This is a genomic window from Hymenobacter cheonanensis, from assembly GCF_030581075.1.
Lineage (GTDB): Bacteria > Bacteroidota > Bacteroidia > Cytophagales > Hymenobacteraceae > Hymenobacter.
The window spans coordinates 184,245-200,421 of the sequence record NZ_JAUQSW010000007.1 but is presented as its reverse complement, the minus strand read 5'-3'; the positions used below and the strand labels follow the sequence as shown (position 1 = coordinate 200,421).

Sequence of the window (16,177 nt, the reverse complement as noted above, 5' to 3'; positions counted from 1 at the left end):
TACACGGGCGTGCGCAGGCGCCCGTTGCCTCCGGACGCGAAGTGCCTGTCAACCAGGAGTTGAGCGCTATCCTCGCCGCTGTTGCTGGCAGCACCGGGTGGGGGTCAAGCACGCGCCGCCGCCGCCGGCCTAGCCGGCTACGCCAGTTGGCGGCTAGGCCCTCGCTGCCAGGGCCAGCGCTCGCCCGACCAGTGGTTCAGCTGGGCATCAGCCCCTGTTTCCGCAGCCCGTCACGCCCGGGCGGTTGTATCTGCGAACCAAATGACCTCGCCTGACTCCGCTTATCATCAGGTCTTGTGGTGTTTTTTTGCGATTTTACGACGGCGCGCTGCCCCACGTAGCCGCACCGCGAAGGCCGTACTAACTGCACTGTTGCCGCACGGGGTCGTAACGAGAAGGACCGGCACGGAACTGGTGCCGGCCGGCACCACAAACACCAGGCTGGTACTGTTAACGGCCGTTGGGGTCACGGCCACCCCATCGAGGAGCACACGGCTGGCCCCCGTTAGGTTAGTGCCCGTCAGGCGCACGCGCGTGCCGGCTACGCCGCTGACTGGGCTTACCTGGCTGATAGTGGGGGCAGGCGCCTGATTCAACCGCACGCTCACCGCATAGCCATTGCTACAAGTCGTGAGCAGGTCCAGGTCGCCGTCGCCGTCCAGGTCCCCCAACGCCAGGCTTTCGGGGTCACTGCCCACGGCCGGCTCGGGGTTGCTGGTGGGCGAAGTAAAGTTGCCCCTCCCATCATTTAGGCGCACGCTCACGGTGTTGCTGCTGGTATTAGCGGCCAGCAGGTCCAGGTCGCCATCCCCGTCCAGGTCGCCCAATGCCAGGTTGTTGGGGTTGCCCCCCACGACCGGGTTAGGGTTACGGGTGGGGGGCGTGAAATTGCCCGTGCCATCGTTGAGGCGCACACTTACCGAGTATCTGCCGATGGAAGTAGCGGCCACCAGGTCCAGGTCACCGTCGCCGTCCACATCGCCCACCGCCAGGTTGCGAGGGGCGGTTCCCACGGCCGGATTAGGGTTACTGGCGGGGGGCGTAAAGTTGCCTCTGCCATCGTTGAGGCGCACGCTCACGTTGTTACTGCTGGAATTAGCCGTAAGCAGGTCCAGGTCACCATCGCCATCTACGTCTCCTACTACTATGCTGCAGGGGTGATGGCCTACGGCCGGGCTGGCATTGATAGGCGGAGCCACGAAGTTGCCCACGCCGGTACCTCCCCCCGGCGTGGGTAGCTGGGATACGCGCTTGTGAGCGAGTAAGCCCTTGGCGGTAGTTACACTCCTCGGTTGAGTGGACTTAATGGGGGTGCGTGGCGGGCTAGCCGTAGCCAACCAAGTATCTATGCGTACGGCCGCCCCAGGCACGTACTTAGTGCGAGCCCCTACAGGGCTGGCGCCGAGACGAACACTAGTGACGGCGATGACGCGGACTACCTGGCCACTGGCAGGGGGCAGCGCTTGGAAAACTGAACTCTTCCCTGTAGTACAGTCCACCGTAGTGGCGCGAGCTGCGCAGGTGGTCAGTAGCAAGGCCACCACCCAACGCAGGCGAGTGCCAAAAGGCGGCCGGCAAGCGTCTTCTGCGTTTGTAACGCAAAAGCTCTTTACGCACTTCGCCAGTGTAGAAGAAATAAAAAGCGGTAGCCCGGCAAGCAGCCATAAACTCAGGCGTAAATTACTCATAACTTCTTATTAATAAAGTAGTTGTGTGTAATTCTTGCTGTAAAACCAGTGAAAATAGCAAGGATTTTCTCTGCGTAGTACAACGCCTTGCAGCCGAATATTGGTTATTTGCTGCAACAGGGCGCTCCTTCGAAGTGACGGCCTTGCGTGGACAACCAGATTATTCTTGTTCGGGACCAAGTCCTCCCGCTTTCGTGCATTTGAGTACCGCGCTTATCTGCGCCGTAAGTGCCTAGGCGTACTTAAAAAATTCAAGGCCTGGTTGATGTATTCACGTCATCATAATCACGACTTGATGAAAGTTCATTGCCTTATTGCAGCAATGGGCGCTTGATATAACATTGCTACAAGATTCAACTCATTTTTTGTATCAATGCACACAAAGGGTATGCGCAACCTGCATTAATAGCATGTCAGGGCATATTTTTACCATCTCCTGGCTATTACATCCGCGAAACAGCCTGGTGTGACGAGTGCAACCGGACCGTGGCTGTTTACCCCGGCAGCCACGCCCAGTGCCGGCGCGGCAACTACATCCTGGCTCCGGCGTGCTGCTACCTACACGGATACACCGCGTTCGAGGAAGCCCTGTTCAAAAGTGGTAACCCGGCAGACTATCCTATACCTACAAGGCCCCAGCCTGAAACCAGCCATAAAATGAGCATAGAAAAGTTGAGTCCGGTGGCAAGGACACACGCCCCCAGCTACTCGCAGCTATTGAAGACGCGAAGGCTTCGGGGGCTACTCTCCTTATTGCTAAGTTGAACCAGCTCTCTCGTAACGCCTCCTTTGTTTTCAAACTCAGGGATGCCAAGGTGGATTTCGTTTGTGCGGATATGCCCGATGCTACTCCATTGGCTATCGGGATTATAGCTACCCTGGCTGAGAACGAGCGTCAGCTTATTTCTACTCGTACCAAGGCGGCATCAGCCGCAAAGAAAGCCCGTAACCGGCCACTAGGTAACCTCAACTTCACGGAAGCCGGGAAAGTCAAGGGGAAAGAAACGAACCAGAATAACGCCCTGAATCACGAGCGCAACATCCAGGCGCGCAACCTAGCCAAGCGCTACAACGATATGGCGTGGAGCCTGAACCAGATTGCGGACAAGCTGAATGAGCTGGGGTATAAAACCCGTCGTGAGTGCAAGTTCATTTCCTGCACAGTGTACCGTCTCTTAGCCGCCAAAAACCCCTTGGTTGCTTAAGAAGCCACTAACTCATTAAGGGCTTCCGTGGAGGATACGATGAAGCTTCTTCCGCTTCTCTTCAAGCTGGGATTCGAGGTCACCTATTGCCATCCTCAAGGCTTCCGCAGTCAACTCGCGCAGCAACTTGTACTTCGCATCGTTGCGTTCGGTGACTTCGGGCTGGGACAACAACTTCTCCTATTTGAGCTTAAAATTGGCGACCGTGGGTTCTGGTTCCCACGCCTCACGTCGCTTCAGTGTCTCGCTAAATCGGGAACGTACAAGGTCGATTTTCTTGTTTTCAACGGCTGACCCTTTCACCTTAATTTTGACGAGTCCGGCAACCTGGTCGAAGTCCTTCTTGCTGACTTTCGCCTCGGTCCGCTTAGCATACGTTACCCCATCGTGCGTGAAGCATACTACGACGGTCTTCTTCACCTCATTCCCACCAGAACCCCGCAACAGGCAGCTGAGCTTTGCCATACAGTTGTATTTAATGTAGAGAATAAGAGGCTCTGCAACAAATGCAACGCATCCCAAAACATTGTCACAACCCTGGCACAACATAAATTAAAAAGTGCCTCTATGGCATCAAAAAGGTACTTTATTCTGTTTTATGGATTTTCCTTCCAAGCTCATTGAGAATGCGGTAGTAGAGCTATCGCGCCTGCCCGGCATCGGCAAAAAAACCGCCCTGCGGCTGGCCCTGCACCTGCTCAAGGCCGAAAGCGACACCACCGCCAACCTGGCCGAGGCCCTGGCCAAGATGCGCTTCGACATCACGTACTGCCGCACCTGCCACAGTATTTCCGACTCGGAAGAGTGCAGTATTTGCGCCAATAAGCTGCGCGACCACGCCCAGGTGTGCGTAGTGGCCGACGTGCGCGACGTGATTGCCATCGAAAATACCGGCCAGTACCAGGGCGTGTACCACGTGCTAGGGGGCGTTATTTCGCCCATCGAGGGCATCGGCCCCGCCGATTTGCAGGTCGACTCCCTGGTGGCCCGCGCCGGGGCCGAGGACTCGGAGATTCGTGAAATCATCCTGGCCATCTCGCCCACGATGGAGGGCGACACCACGGCGTTTTACCTCTCGCGCCGCCTGCGCGACTTTGAACACGTGCACATCAGCACCATCGCCCGGGGCATTCCGATGGGCGGCGAATTGGAGTATGCCGACGAGATTACGCTGGGCCGCAGCATTGTGGAGCGCCAGCGCCAGGCGCGCTAGCCCGCCGGCGGCGATTGTTGCCAGGCAGTTTCGGCCCGTGGCTTGGTTCGGCTTTCGCCGGGCGGGCGGCGGGCTTTTGCGTGGCTAGGGCCATTCGGCGGCGATATTGCGGCCATGAACAAAGCTGCCCTTAGCACCTGGCTCCGGCAGGCGGGCCTGATGCACCTGGCCGACCAGCTGCGCTTTCGGGTGCTGCAACTGCGCCACCGCCGTGAGAACCAGCGCTTCCGGGCCGCGCACCCCGGCGTGGCCCTGCCGCCCGACTACCTCATGTACGAGTCGTTTCGGCTGCGCTACCAGAGCTACTATGCGGGCGGGCGCGAAACGGCCGAGTGGCTGCGCGCCGAGCTAGCCCCCTACGCCAGCCTACAGGGCCAGCACATTCTGGACTGGGGCTGCGGGCCGGGCCGCGTGGTGCGGCACCTGCCCGAGGTAATCGGCCAGGGCTGCCGCTTCACGGGCACCGATGCCAATGCCGCGTCGGTGGCCTGGTGCCGGGCGCACCTGCCGGGTATCACCTTTCTGCACAATGGCATGCGCCCGCCGCTGGCCCTGGCCGCCGCCTCGGTCGATGTGGCCTACGGCATCTCCATTTTTACGCACCTCTCGGCCGAGGGCCACGCCAGCTGGCTGGCCGAGCTGCTGCGCGTGCTGCGGCCGGGCGGCGTGCTGCTGCTCACCACGCACGGGGCCGCGTTTGGCGCCATCCTCACGCCGGCCGAGCGCGTGCGCTTCGACGCCGGCGAGCTGGTAGAGCGCCGCCAGGTGCGCGAGGGCCACCGCGTGTTTGCGGCGTTTCAGCCGCCGGCTTTCCTGCGGCGGCTCTTTGGCGAGCAGCTGGAGGTGCTGCGCCACACGCCCGGCCAGTGGCTGGGCCAGGGCGCCAGCCAGGATGTGTGGGTGCTGCGCAAAAAGTAGCGGGCCGGGGGCCTGGCAGCCCTAATCAGCTGGACAGCCCTGGCGGGTAGCCCCCCGGCCCCTCCCCTTTGGGAGAGGAGAGCCATTCGTCAGGGTACGTCTGCTCGCGTCAGGCTCCCCTCTCCCGCAGGGGAGGGGCCGGGAGTGAGGCCTGGCGCCTAGCTTATTCACCAACCTGCAGGCCGCGCTAGTAGCTTTGCCCGCCGTGAAGCTCTCCGTCGTCATTGTCAATTACAACGTCTGCTACTTCCTGGAGCAGACGCTGCTGTCGGTGCGCCGGGCGGCGGCGGAGTTGGGCGAGCCGGTGGAGGTATTCGTGGTCGATAACAACTCGGCCGATGCCTCGGTGGCAATGGTGCGGGCGCGCTTTCCGGAAGTTATCTTGCTGGCAAACAAGGATAATCCCGGCTTTTCGCGGGCCAACAACCAAGCGCTGCGGCTAGCCACCGGCCAGTACCAGCTGCTGCTCAACCCCGATACCTTGGTGGAGGAAACCACCTTCCGGCGCTGCTGCGACTTTATGGACGCGCACCCGCGCTGCGGTGGCCTGGGCGTGCTGATGCTCGACGGCCGGGGCCGGTTTCTGCCCGAAAGCAAGCGCGGGCTGCCCACGCCGGCGGTGGCTTTCTACAAGATATTCGGGCTAGCCAGCCTCTTCCCGCGCTCGCGCACGTTCGGGCGCTACCACCTGGGCTTTCTCGACAAGCATGAGGCCCATGAGGTGGCCGTGCTCAGCGGGGCGTTTATGCTGCTGCGCCAGGCGGCGCTGGCCGAGGTGGGGCTGCTCGATGAGGATTATTTTATGTACGGCGAGGACATCGACCTCTCGTACCGCCTCACGCAGGGCGGCTGGCAAAACTGGTATTTTCCGGGTACCCGCATCCTGCACTACAAGGGCGAAAGCACCAAGCGCACGAGCGTGAACTACGTGCTGGTCTTTTACCGGGCGATGGTCATTTTTGCCCGCAAGCACTTTGCTGCCAGCCGGGCGGGGCTGTTCTCCTTGCTGATAAACGGCGCCATCTGGCTGCGGGCGGGGCTAGCCGTGGCCCAGCGCCTGGCCACCGCCGCCACGCCGGTGCTGCTCGATGCGGCCCTGCTTTACGCCGGCATGTACGTGCTGAAATCGTACTGGGAGGTCAACCAGAAGTACGTGCGCCTGCCCTACCCGCCGCAGTACATGCTGGTGGCCGTGCCGCTTTACATCGGGGCCTGGCTCACTACCACTTGGCTTAGTGGCGGTTATGACCAGCCCACCCGCGCCAGCCGGGTGGTGCGCGGCGTGGCCGTGGGCACGGTGCTGATTTCGGCCGTATCCAACTTCTTCGATGCCTGGCGCTTCTCCAAAGCGCTCATTGTGCTGGGCGGCGGCTGGGCGGTGGCGGCGCTGGTGGGGCGGCGGGTGCTGAGCCACTGGCTGCGCCACGGCAACCTGCGCCTGAGCGAGGGCCGCGCCAAAACCCTGGCCATTGTGGGCACCTGGGCCGAAAGCCAGCGCGTGCGCCAGCTGCTAACCCAGGCCCAGGTGCCGGCCAAGGTTATCGGCTACATCACGCCCGATGCGCCCGACTATGCGCTTCCCTCGCCAGCCACTACCCTGGCCGACCACCTCGGCACGGTAGCCGAGCTGCCCGCGCTGCTGCGCCTCTACGGCCTGACGGAGCTTATTTTTTGTGGCCAGGACCTACCGGCCAGCCAGATTATCGACCTCATGGCCAGCCTGCCGGCCAGCCCCCCGGTGGCCTACAAAATACTGCCGGCCGGCAGCCAGTACATCATCGGCAGCAGCCATAAGGACGCGCCCGGCGACTACTACACCCTCGACCGCTCGTGGCGCCTGAGCCAGCCCGCCCAGCGCCGCAACAAGCGCCTGCTCGACCTTATGGCCTGCCTGGTGGTGCTGGTGCTGAGCCCGGTGCTACTTTGGGGCCAGCGCCGGCCTAGTGGGCTGTTACCCCACGTGGGCCAGGTGCTGCGCGGCCGCCGCAGCTGGGTGGGCCTGCGCTACTTGCCCGAGGCGAGCCGCTACCCGGCCGTGCTCTCGCCCGCCGAGGTGGCCCCCGCCGCCGGCCCGCTCGACGCGGCCACCCGCCAGCGGCTCGAATTGCTGTACGCCCAGGACTACGAGCCGGGCCTCGACCTGAGCGTGCTCTGGCGGGGCTGGCGCCGGCTGGGCGGCTAGCCCCGCTACCTTCCGGCAAGGCACATGGTGGCGGCGGCGCAGTTGCGATAAGCCACGGAAAGAAGGCGCTAGCCCCGCCAGCGGGGCCGTTGGGCGAGGAAATTGCCCGTGACGACGGAGGTGCAGTCGGGGTTGGGTGCGGGGCCTGCTACCTTTGCGTTGTCTAGTCAGGTCGCTGTGAAAGCATTTTTCGCCTATTTCTTTATTTCGCTGGTGCTGCTGCAATCGTTCAGCCGCGAAGTATTGCTGGTGGATTTTGCACTCAACCAATCGGTTATCACGGCCCGCTACTGCGTAAACAAGGCCCGCCCGGCCCTGCACTGCGACGGCAAGTGCTACTTCGCCAAGAAAGCCCGCCAGCAGGAAGAGCGCCAGAATAAGTCGGCCGGCCCCGTGAAGGAGCGGCTCGAAATGCTGCCCGCCACCTTTGGCCCCTGGCAAGTTGCGGCCGCCCGGCCGGCTACGCCGGCTAGCCCCCGCTACACCGCGGCGCTGGTGCCGGGGCACTACGCGGCCCCGCTGGGCGCCGTTTTCCGCCCGCCGCTCGGCTAAACCAACCTCCGTTTGGGGAGTTGCCGGCTGGCTGGCGCCCGGGGCTGCGTTGCGCACGCCCGGGCCCTGGCTGGGCCTTGCCCCCGTTGGGTTTGAGTTAGTCTGATTATCAGGGGAATGAGAGGTATTTTTATGGGTGCCGGGCTGGCCGTGGCTAGCCTGGTGAGCGCGCAGGCGCAGCAAGCCGCCGTGCGCGGCACAATTCTCGATGCGCAGTCGCAGCAGCCGCTGCCGGGCGTAACGGTAGTAGCGCCGGGCACCGGCGCCGGCACGACTACCGATGCCAGCGGCCGCTTTGTGCTGGCCGCGCCGGCCGATAGCCGCGAGCTAACTATCTCGTTTATTGGCTACAACACGCAGCGCGTGCGCGTGCCGGCCACGGGCCACGCCCTCACCGTGCGGCTGGAGGCGGCGCCCGTGAGCCTGCAAGGCGTAGTGGTATCGGGCAGCCGCGAGCAGGAGCGGCGCACCGAAACGCCGGTGGCCATCAGCCAGATTTCGCCGCAGCTCATTGCCGACACCAAGGCCACGGCGCCCTACCAGCTGCTCAATAAAGTGGCCGGCGTGTACATGGTAGACCTGGGCGCCGAGCAGCACATGATGGCTATCCGCCAGCCGATTACGACCAACGCGGTGTACCTGTATTTAGAAGACGGGCTGCCCATCCGGCCCATCGGTATCTTCAACCACAACGCGCTGTACGAAATAAACCAGGCCGGCGTGCGCAGCGTGGAGGTGGTGAAGGGCCCGTCCTCGTCGCTCTACGGCTCCAACGCCATTGGCGGGGCGGTCAATTTTTTGACCAAGCAGCCAACGCCGCTGCCCACGGTGGGCGCCTCGGTGCAGGGCGACAACTTCGGCTACCGGCGCGTAGATGCCAGCGCCAGCGGCACGGTGGGCCGGCTCGGGCTGTACGCGGGGGGCTACGCGGCGCGGCAGCGCGGCGGCTGGCAGGATTATACCGATTTCAACAAGCAGTCGTGGACGTTGCGGGCCGATTATACCTTCAACGCCAAGACGCGCCTTATTGGCACCGGCAGCTATAATTACCTCTACACCCAAACGCCGGGTACGCTCGACAGCGCGCACTTCTACAGCCGCACCTACCAGAGCAACAACCGCTTCACCAACCGCGAGGTGACGGCCGTGCGCGGCAGCCTGCGCCTGGAGCACGACTGGAGCCCTAGCCAGCAAACGGCCCTCACGGCCTTCACGCGCTACAACTCGACCGGCCAGCTGCCGAGCTACTACATTGCCGATGTGCGCGTGAACGGCGTGTACCAAAGCTCGACGGGGCAGGTGAACAACCAGTCATTTCACAGCTACGGCGCCTTGGTGCAGCACCGCGCCGACCTGGGTTTTCTGAACTCGCGGCTCATTTTGGGCGGGTATTTTGACTACAGCCCGAGCACGTACTACGCGCGTTTTCTGACGATTCAGAAGGATGTAGCTAATAATTTTTACACCGGCTACACCGATACCGGCCGCTACCTCGACGATTATAAAATCAACCTCTCCAACGTGGCGGGCTACGCCCAGTACGAGGTGCAGGCCACCGAGGCGCTGCGCCTAGTGGGCGGCCTGCGCTACGACCGCGTGCAGTACAAGTTCAGCAATAATTTGAGCGGCGCGCAGACGAGCAAAAAGGCTAGCCAGGATAACGTCTACAACATCGTGGCGCCCAAGCTCGGCCTGACCTACGCGCTCGGGCCGGCCCAGGGCTTGTACGCCAATTTCAGCACCGGCTTCCAGCCCCCCGAAACGGGCAGCCTCTACAGCTCGCGCCAGACTATTGAGCTGAAGCAGGCCAATTTCACCAATTATGAGGCCGGCGGCTGGGTCGCCTTATTTGAGCGCAAGGTGTATATCGACCTGAGCCTCTACCAGATGGAGGGCCGCAACGAAATCGTGAGCCTCTTGCAGGCCGACAATACCACGCAGAGCGAAAACGTGGGCGCCACCCGCCACCAGGGCGTCGAGTACACGCTGACGTATGCGCCGGTGCCGGAAGTAAACTTCCGCCTCAGCGGCACCAACGCCCGCCATACCTACCTCGATTACAGCGAGGTAGTGCAGGGCCGCAACCGCGACTACGCCGGCAACCGCATGGTGGGCGCGCCCAACTGGCTGGCCAACGCGGAGATATTCTACAAGCCGCGCTTTGCGCCCGGCGCCCGCCTCGGGCTGGAGTACCAGCGCGTGGGCCAGTTCTACACCAACACGGCCAACACCAAAACCTACGCCGGCTACAACCTGCTGAACCTGCGCCTGGGCTACCGCCTGCCGCAAGCGGTGGCGCGCGGCCTGGAGGTGTGGGCCAACGTGGTGAACCTGGGTAATGCGCTCTACGCCGTGAACGCTACTACTAATCAATACGGCACCACCTACGCGGCCGCCGCGCCGCGCACCGTCACGCTGGGGCTAGGGTATACTTTCGCCGCTAAGGCGCGGGAGTAGCGCTCACTTTAGCTCGTCGGGCGGGTCACCTCGCCCCCTAGCCCCCTCTCCTTGGGGAGAGGGGGGACTAGTGCTGGTTCTAGCTCTTAGAAACTATGACTAAAGACTAGTTCCCCCTCTCCCCAAGGAGAGGGGGCTAGGGGGTGAGGTTGACGCAAGGCGAGAATATTCCCATCATTACCAGCCTTAACCTCATGCAAACAACTTCAACCCCGCCGGCGCGGCCCACGCCAGCGGCTTCGCCGCTGCGGCGCTTTGTGGGCCGCCATATGTATCGCTGGCACCGCATCCTGGGCCTTATCACGGTGCTGCCAGTGGTGCTCTGGACGCTCAGCGGCATCTCGCACCCGCTGATGTCGAACTGGCTGCGGCCGCCCATCGCCCACGAAACCGTGCCCGCGCCGCCGCTGCAAGCCGCCGCGCTAGCCCTGCCCGTGCCCGGGTTGCTGGCCCGGCACCACCTGGCGGCCATCCAAAACCTGCGCGTGGTGCAGTACCGCCACCAGCCTTATTATCAGGTTACTGACTTTCGGGGCCGGCTGCGCTACTTTGCCGCCGCCACCGGCCAGGAACTGCCCGACGGCGACCGCGCCTATGCCGAAGAAGTGGCCCGCTACCTCACGGCCGACTCGACCTCGGCCGTGGCCGGCGCTGCGCGCCTGACGCACTACACCAGCGACTACAAGTTTATCAACCGCCTGCTGCCGGTGTGGAAAATCACCCTAGCCAGGCCCGACGGCATGGCCGTGTTCATCGAAACCGAGCAGAGCCGGATGGGCACGTTCAACAACACGGCCCGCGCCCGCTTTTTGTGGGTATTTGGCATGATGCACAACTGGGACTTCCTCGATGCGCTGCCGCGGCCCTGGCACCTGGGCATCATGCTGGTGTTCACAACTATCATCTGGCTGTCGGCGCTGAGCGGACTGGTCATTTACGGCTTTGTGCGGATGAAACTGCGGCAGCCCCGCTCGGCCCAGGACCAGGTGGGCTGGCTGCGCCGGCGCCACCGCACGCTGGGGCTGTGGGTGGCGTTTGTCACCTTCACGTTTGCCCTGAGCGCCTCGTACCACCTCTGGCAAAAGCTCACGCCCGACCGCCGCGACACCGTGGCCCGCGTGTCGGGCTTCGCGGCCAGCGAATTGACCTGGCCGCTCACCGAGGCCCTGGCCGGCCCGGCGCCGGTGCAGCGCGTGTCGCTGGTGCGGGTAGCGGGCCAGCCCTACTACCGGCTGGCTAGCCAGGGCGCGGCCGGCAGCCCGCCCACCGTGCAGTACCGCAGCACCCGCGACGGCCAATTGCTGCCTGATGGCGAGCTGCTTTACGCCCGCGAGCTAGGCCAGGAATTCATGCTGAAGCTCAACGGCCAGGCCGCCCCGGCCACTGCCACCGGCGCCGCCGAAGACGGCGCCCTCCCCGACTGCTGCACCGCCCCTAGCCTCACTTCCGAAACGCCCGCCGCCCTTGGCACGCCGGCCGCCGGGCCGGCTTCGGCGCAGGCTAACTTGGGCAGCCCCGAGCTGATAACCAAGTTTGCCGGCGAGTATGGCTTTGTGAACAAGCGCCTGCCGGTGATGAAGCTCGCCTTTGCCACGCCCGAGCACACGGCCCTGTACGTGGAGCCCGCCAGCGGCCGCCTGGCCGCCCTCGTCACCGACGGCGACCGGCGCGAAGGGCTTTCTTTCGCCGTGCTGCACAAGTTTTTCCTGATGGACTGGGCCGGCAAAAACGTGCGCGACGCCGTGGCCATTCTCTCGGCGCTGGGTGTGCTGGTGGTTACGCTCTACGGGTTTGTACTGCTGGTGCGCACCCGGCGGTAGGCCGGCCGGGGCGCTAGCCCAGCAGCCCGGCAATGCCCTTCACATGCAGGCGAGCGAAGCTGCGCACCCGCTCGAAGCGGGCCTGGGTGGCGGCCAGTTCCTCATCGGCAGGCAGGCCGCGGGGCACCTGTACGCGCAGACGCTCAAACACGGCCGCCGCGATGTCGAGGTAGCCCAGCAGCAGCAAGTATAGCTGTTTCTTTTCGTCCTCGGCGTAGCTTTTCGTGCGGATGGCCTTCGTCAGGGTATCCAGCTGCGTGGTTTCGTCGGTAAATAAATCGCGCAGGGCGGCGCGCTGCCGGGTGTAGTCGGCCAGTTGCCCGGCCTCCACCTCAGCGGTCGAAAAAGGAAACGTATCGGCAAAGGCGACGGCCTGCTTAAAGGCCGCTTCGGCCTGGTAAATGAGGGCCAGGTGCTTTTGCAGGCTGGCCCAGAGGCCGGCCCGGGCCCGCTCGAAGGCGCCGGCGGGGTCGGGGGTAGTTGCGGTCATGCGGTACTGTACTAAAGCTCAAAGATACCCGCCACCGGGGGCTAGGGGCCCCCGGCCTCGTTGGGGCAAACCAAGGCTAGCGGGCTAGTAGCAGCCAGCCGGCAACTGGTCGCTCGCTAATCCCTGCCCCACCAAAAGCAAAAAAAACCGTGAAAACCGGCGCCACTTCATTCGTAACGCCGCGCGAGCCAATACTTTTGCGATTCGCATCGTTTCTTATCAGTTAAGCTTATGTCGCCTAGTACTGCTACCCCGGCTGCCACGCCGGCCGACCCCACTGTGTATTTCTCCGACCGCATTCTCCAGATTCAGGAGTCGGCCACCATCGCTATGGCCAAGAAAAGCCGCGAGCTGGCCGCCCAGGGCGTCGACGTTATTAACCTGAGTTTTGGCGAGCCCGATTTTCAGACCCCGCAGTACATCAAGGACGCGGCCAAAAAGGCGATTGACGACGGCTTTACGTTCTACACGCCGGTGCCGGGCTACCTCGACCTGCGCCAGGCCATCTGCGATAAGCTGCTGCGTGAGAACAACTTGACCTACGCGCCCAACCAGATTGTGGTGAGCACCGGCGCCAAGCAGGCGCTCAGCAACATCATCATGACCCTAGTGAACCCAGGCGACGAGGTTATCATTTTTTCGCCCTACTGGGTGAGTTACGCCGCGCAGGTAGAGCTGGCCGAGGGCGTGGCCGTGCCCATCATGGGCGCGCTCGAAAACGACTACAAGGTGACCGCCGCCGAGTTTGAGGCCGCCATCACGCCGCGCACCAAGGCCGTGATGTACTCCTCGCCCTGCAACCCCACCGGCGCCGTGTTCAGCCGGGCCGAGCTAGAGGCCATTGCCGAGGTGCTGGCCCGGCACCCCGGCATTTTTGCCATTGCCGACGAGATTTACGAGTACATCAACTTCACCGATGAGCACGTGAGCCTGGCGCAGTTCGACGCCGTGAAAGACCAGGTTATCACCATCAACGGCTTCTCGAAGGGCTACGCCATGACGGGCTGGCGCCTGGGCTACCTGGCCGCGCACCCCGCCGTGGCCGCCGCCTGCGACAAGCTGCAAAGCCAGATTACCTCGGGCACCTGCTCTATTGCGCAGCGGGCGGGGCTAGCCGCGCTGCAAGGCGGCCGCGCCTCGGCCGATGAAATGGTGCAGGCCTACCACCGCCGCCGCGACCTCGTGCTGGACTTGGTAAAGGATATTCCAGGTCTGAAAACGCCCACGCCCGACGGCGCTTTCTACATTTTCCCCAATGTATCGGCGTTCTTCGGCCGCACCGCGCCCGATGGCGCGGTCATCAACGACTCGTCGGACCTGGCGCTGTACCTGCTGCGCGACGCGCACGTGTCGGCCGTGGGCGGCGACTCGTTTGGCGCGCCCGACTGCATCCGCTTCAGCACCGCCGCCGCCGATGCCAAGCTGGCCGATGCCTTTGAGCGCATCAAAAAGAGCCTGGCTGCGCTGAAATAATTGCTGATACCTTAAAGAGAAGGTCATGCTGGGCGAAGCCCAAGCATGACCTTCTCTTTATAGAATCCCCTTTATTACAGAACGCCCGCGCCACAGGAAGTGGAGGCCGTACCTTTGCGGGTACTTATGAATTTGCTTTCCGCCGAGAATATCTCGAAGAATTACGCCGACCGCTGGCTGTTTAAGGACCTCAATTTTGGGCTGCAGCAAGGGCAGCGCATTGCTTTTGTGGGCATCAACGGCACCGGCAAAACCACGCTCATGCGGGTGCTGGCCGGCCTCGAAAACCCTGATACCGGCCTGGTTACGCGCCGCCAGGGCATCCGGGTCACCTACCTGGGCCAGCAGCCCGAGTTTGATGAGAGCCTGACGGTGGAGGAAACCATCTTCGCCAGCCAGAACGACACGCTGCGCGCCGTGAAGGACTACGAGCACGTGGTGAACGACCCCAACCACGACCCCGAGGACCTGCAGCGCGTGATGGAGCGCATGGACACGCTCAACGCCTGGGACTACGAGTCGCAGGTGCAGCAGATTTTGGGCAAGCTCGGCATCTTGGGCGAGCTGCTGACGCGCAACGTGAGCAAGCTCTCGGGCGGGCAGCGCAAGCGCGTGGCGCTGGCTAGGGTACTTATCGAGGAGCCCGACGTGCTGCTACTCGACGAGCCCACCAACCACCTCGACCTGGCCACTATTGAGTGGCTCGAAAACCGCCTCAACTCGCCCAGCCTCACGCTCTTGATGGTGACCCACGACCGCTACTTCCTGGACAAGGTGGCCAACGAGATTGTGGAACTCGATAAGGGCCAGATGTACCGCTACCAGGGCAACTACGCCTACTTTGTGGAGAAAAAGGCCGACCGCGAAATGCGCGAAGCCACCGAGGTAGAGAAGGCGCGCCAGCTCTTCAAAAAGGAATTGGAGTGGATGCGCCGCATGCCCCAGGCGCGCGGCACCAAGCAGAAGGCGCGCATCGACGCTTTCTACATCACCAAGGAAAAAGCCAGCACCAACCTCAGCAAGCAGCAGCTGGAGCTGAGCGTGAAAACCACCCGCCAGGGCGGCAAAATTATTGAGGCTGAGCACCTCAACAAGAAATTCGGCGACAAGGTGGTGCTGGATGACTTCAGCTACGTGTTCAAGAAAAAGGACCGCATCGGCCTGGTGGGCCCAAATGGCGCGGGCAAGAGCACGCTGCTTAACATGCTGACCGGCAAGCTGAAGCCCGACAGCGGCACCGTGGATGTGGGCCAGACCACCGTGTTTGGCTACTACACCCAGACCGAGCTGGAATTTGACCCTAGCCAGCGCGTGATTGACATTGTAAAGGAAGTGGCCGAAGTGGTGGAGCTAGCCAACGGCGACGTGCTTACGGCCAGCCAGTTCCTCACACTGTTTCTCTTTCCGCCGGCCCAGCAGTACACGCTGGTAAGCAAGCTGAGCGGCGGCGAGAAACGCCGCCTGCAATTGCTGCGCGTGCTGGTAAAAAACCCCAACTTCCTGATTCTGGACGAGCCCACCAACGACCTGGACCTGGGCACGCTCAATATTCTGGAAGACTTTCTACTGCACTTCTCGGGCTGCCTGCTCATCGTGAGCCACGACCGCTATTTCCTCGACAACCTGGCCGAGCACCTCTTTGTGCTGGAGCCGGGCGGGGCCGTGCTCAACTTCCCCGGCAACTACACCGACTACCGCGACTACCTGGCCGAGCGCGAAACCGAAGCCGCCCTCGAAGCCGAGGAAAAAGCTGCCAAGGCCGCCCGCGCCGCCGCCAAAGCCGCCCCCGCTAGCCCCGCCCCCACGCCGGCCGCCGCGCCGGCCAAGCGCCGCGCCAGCTTCGCCGAAAAAAAGGAGTTTGAGCAACTGGAAAAAGACATTGCCGCGCTCGAAAAAGAAAAGGAGCAGCTGGTGGCCAGCCTGGCCACCGGCCAGGGCTCGCGCCAGGAGCTGATAGCCTGGCCGGCCCGCCTGCAAGCCGTAGATAAAGAGCTGGATGCCAAAGGCGAGCGCTGGCTTGAACTCAGCGACTTTATCTAGTCGGCGCTTACCTGGTGCCGCCTGGCCAGCAAAGCCAGTGCCGATGGCGCTGGCTTTGCTGGCTTTTAGGTAGCGTTGAAGTAGCGTCTGGCTTCCGGCCGGCGGCCGGGGCTAGCCGCAACTCCCTGGCGCGCCTTGC

At 63.0% G+C, this 16,177-nt stretch carries 11 protein-coding genes and 1 pseudogene; 9 read left to right on the top strand and 3 right to left on the bottom strand.

Annotated features, from left to right (window positions below):
• Positions 1-287: 287 nt before the first annotated feature.
• A complete protein-coding gene (locus Q5H89_RS14765; protein ID WP_305020108.1) occupies positions 288-1,199 on the bottom strand; it encodes an IPT/TIG domain-containing protein in 912 nt (303 codons plus the stop codon).
• 1,175 nt (positions 1,200-2,374) lie between these two features.
• Here Q5H89_RS14765 and Q5H89_RS14760 point away from each other — a divergent pair.
• Positions 2,375-2,893, top strand: a pseudogene (locus Q5H89_RS14760) (recombinase family protein); the annotation flags it as partial.
• Between the two features lie 180 nt (positions 2,894-3,073).
• Here the strand turns inward: Q5H89_RS14760 and Q5H89_RS14755 are convergent.
• Positions 3,074-3,358, bottom strand: a complete 285-nt coding sequence (locus Q5H89_RS14755) for a hypothetical protein (RefSeq protein WP_305020107.1) — start codon at positions 3,356-3,358, stop codon at positions 3,074-3,076.
• A gap of 133 nt (positions 3,359-3,491) precedes the next feature.
• Between Q5H89_RS14755 and recR the strand changes: the two genes are divergently transcribed.
• From recR to Q5H89_RS14725, 6 genes are all read left to right on the top strand, one after another.
• The gene (gene recR, locus Q5H89_RS14750) at positions 3,492-4,106 is read left to right on the top strand and encodes a recombination mediator RecR (RefSeq protein ID WP_305020106.1); all 615 of its coding nucleotides are present in this window, start codon (positions 3,492-3,494) and stop codon (positions 4,104-4,106) included.
• A gap of 114 nt (positions 4,107-4,220) precedes the next feature.
• Positions 4,221-5,024 carry a methyltransferase domain-containing protein gene (locus tag Q5H89_RS14745; RefSeq protein WP_305020105.1) on the top strand — a complete coding sequence of 268 codons (804 nt, stop codon included), beginning with the start codon at positions 4,221-4,223 and terminating at the stop codon, positions 5,022-5,024.
• 205 nt (positions 5,025-5,229) lie between these two features.
• Complete coding sequence (locus tag Q5H89_RS14740; RefSeq protein WP_305020104.1) at positions 5,230-7,206, top strand: glycosyltransferase family 2 protein; 1,977 nt, start codon at positions 5,230-5,232, stop codon at positions 7,204-7,206.
• Between the two features lie 177 nt (positions 7,207-7,383).
• A complete protein-coding gene (locus Q5H89_RS14735; RefSeq protein ID WP_305020103.1) occupies positions 7,384-7,758 on the top strand; it encodes a hypothetical protein in 375 nt (124 codons plus the stop codon).
• A 117-nt stretch (positions 7,759-7,875) separates the two neighbouring features.
• Positions 7,876-10,215, top strand: coding sequence for a TonB-dependent receptor (locus Q5H89_RS14730; protein ID WP_305020102.1), 2,340 nt, complete (start codon positions 7,876-7,878; stop codon positions 10,213-10,215).
• Positions 10,216-10,409: 194 nt separating this feature from the next.
• Positions 10,410-12,035 (top strand): PepSY-associated TM helix domain-containing protein, encoded by a 1,626-nt coding sequence (locus Q5H89_RS14725; RefSeq protein ID WP_305020101.1) that lies wholly within the window; start codon positions 10,410-10,412, stop codon positions 12,033-12,035.
• A gap of 13 nt (positions 12,036-12,048) precedes the next feature.
• Here Q5H89_RS14725 and Q5H89_RS14720 read toward each other — a convergent pair whose 3' ends face one another.
• Positions 12,049-12,525: a hypothetical protein gene (locus Q5H89_RS14720; RefSeq protein WP_305020100.1), complete on the bottom strand. Its 477-nt coding sequence runs from the start codon at positions 12,523-12,525 to the stop codon at positions 12,049-12,051.
• Positions 12,526-12,756: 231 nt separating this feature from the next.
• On the opposite strand from Q5H89_RS14720, the gene Q5H89_RS14715 reads away from it, so the two are divergent.
• Positions 12,757-13,998, top strand: a complete 1,242-nt coding sequence (locus tag Q5H89_RS14715; RefSeq protein ID WP_305020099.1) for a pyridoxal phosphate-dependent aminotransferase — start codon at positions 12,757-12,759, stop codon at positions 13,996-13,998.
• A 126-nt stretch (positions 13,999-14,124) separates the two neighbouring features.
• Complete coding sequence (locus tag Q5H89_RS14710; RefSeq protein WP_305020098.1) at positions 14,125-16,038, top strand: ABC-F family ATP-binding cassette domain-containing protein; 1,914 nt, start codon at positions 14,125-14,127, stop codon at positions 16,036-16,038.
• Positions 16,039-16,177: the final 139 nt, after the last annotated feature.

What these genes read in the sequence shown, in the direction of transcription:
- Q5H89_RS14755 (WP_305020107.1), bottom strand. Translation starts at nt 3,358, where the DNA reads ATGGCAAAGCTCAGCTGCCTGTTGCGGGGTTCTGGTGGGAATGAGGTG.
- recR (WP_305020106.1), top strand. Translation starts at nt 3,492, where the DNA reads ATGGATTTTCCTTCCAAGCTCATTGAGAATGCGGTAGTAGAGCTATCG.
- Q5H89_RS14745 (WP_305020105.1), top strand. Translation starts at nt 4,221, where the DNA reads ATGAACAAAGCTGCCCTTAGCACCTGGCTCCGGCAGGCGGGCCTGATG.
- Q5H89_RS14730 (WP_305020102.1), top strand. Translation starts at nt 7,876, where the DNA reads ATGAGAGGTATTTTTATGGGTGCCGGGCTGGCCGTGGCTAGCCTGGTG.
- Q5H89_RS14725 (WP_305020101.1), top strand. Translation starts at nt 10,410, where the DNA reads ATGCAAACAACTTCAACCCCGCCGGCGCGGCCCACGCCAGCGGCTTCG.
- Q5H89_RS14720 (WP_305020100.1), bottom strand. Translation starts at nt 12,525, where the DNA reads ATGACCGCAACTACCCCCGACCCCGCCGGCGCCTTCGAGCGGGCCCGG.
- Q5H89_RS14715 (WP_305020099.1), top strand. Translation starts at nt 12,757, where the DNA reads ATGTCGCCTAGTACTGCTACCCCGGCTGCCACGCCGGCCGACCCCACT.
- Q5H89_RS14710 (WP_305020098.1), top strand. Translation starts at nt 14,125, where the DNA reads ATGAATTTGCTTTCCGCCGAGAATATCTCGAAGAATTACGCCGACCGC.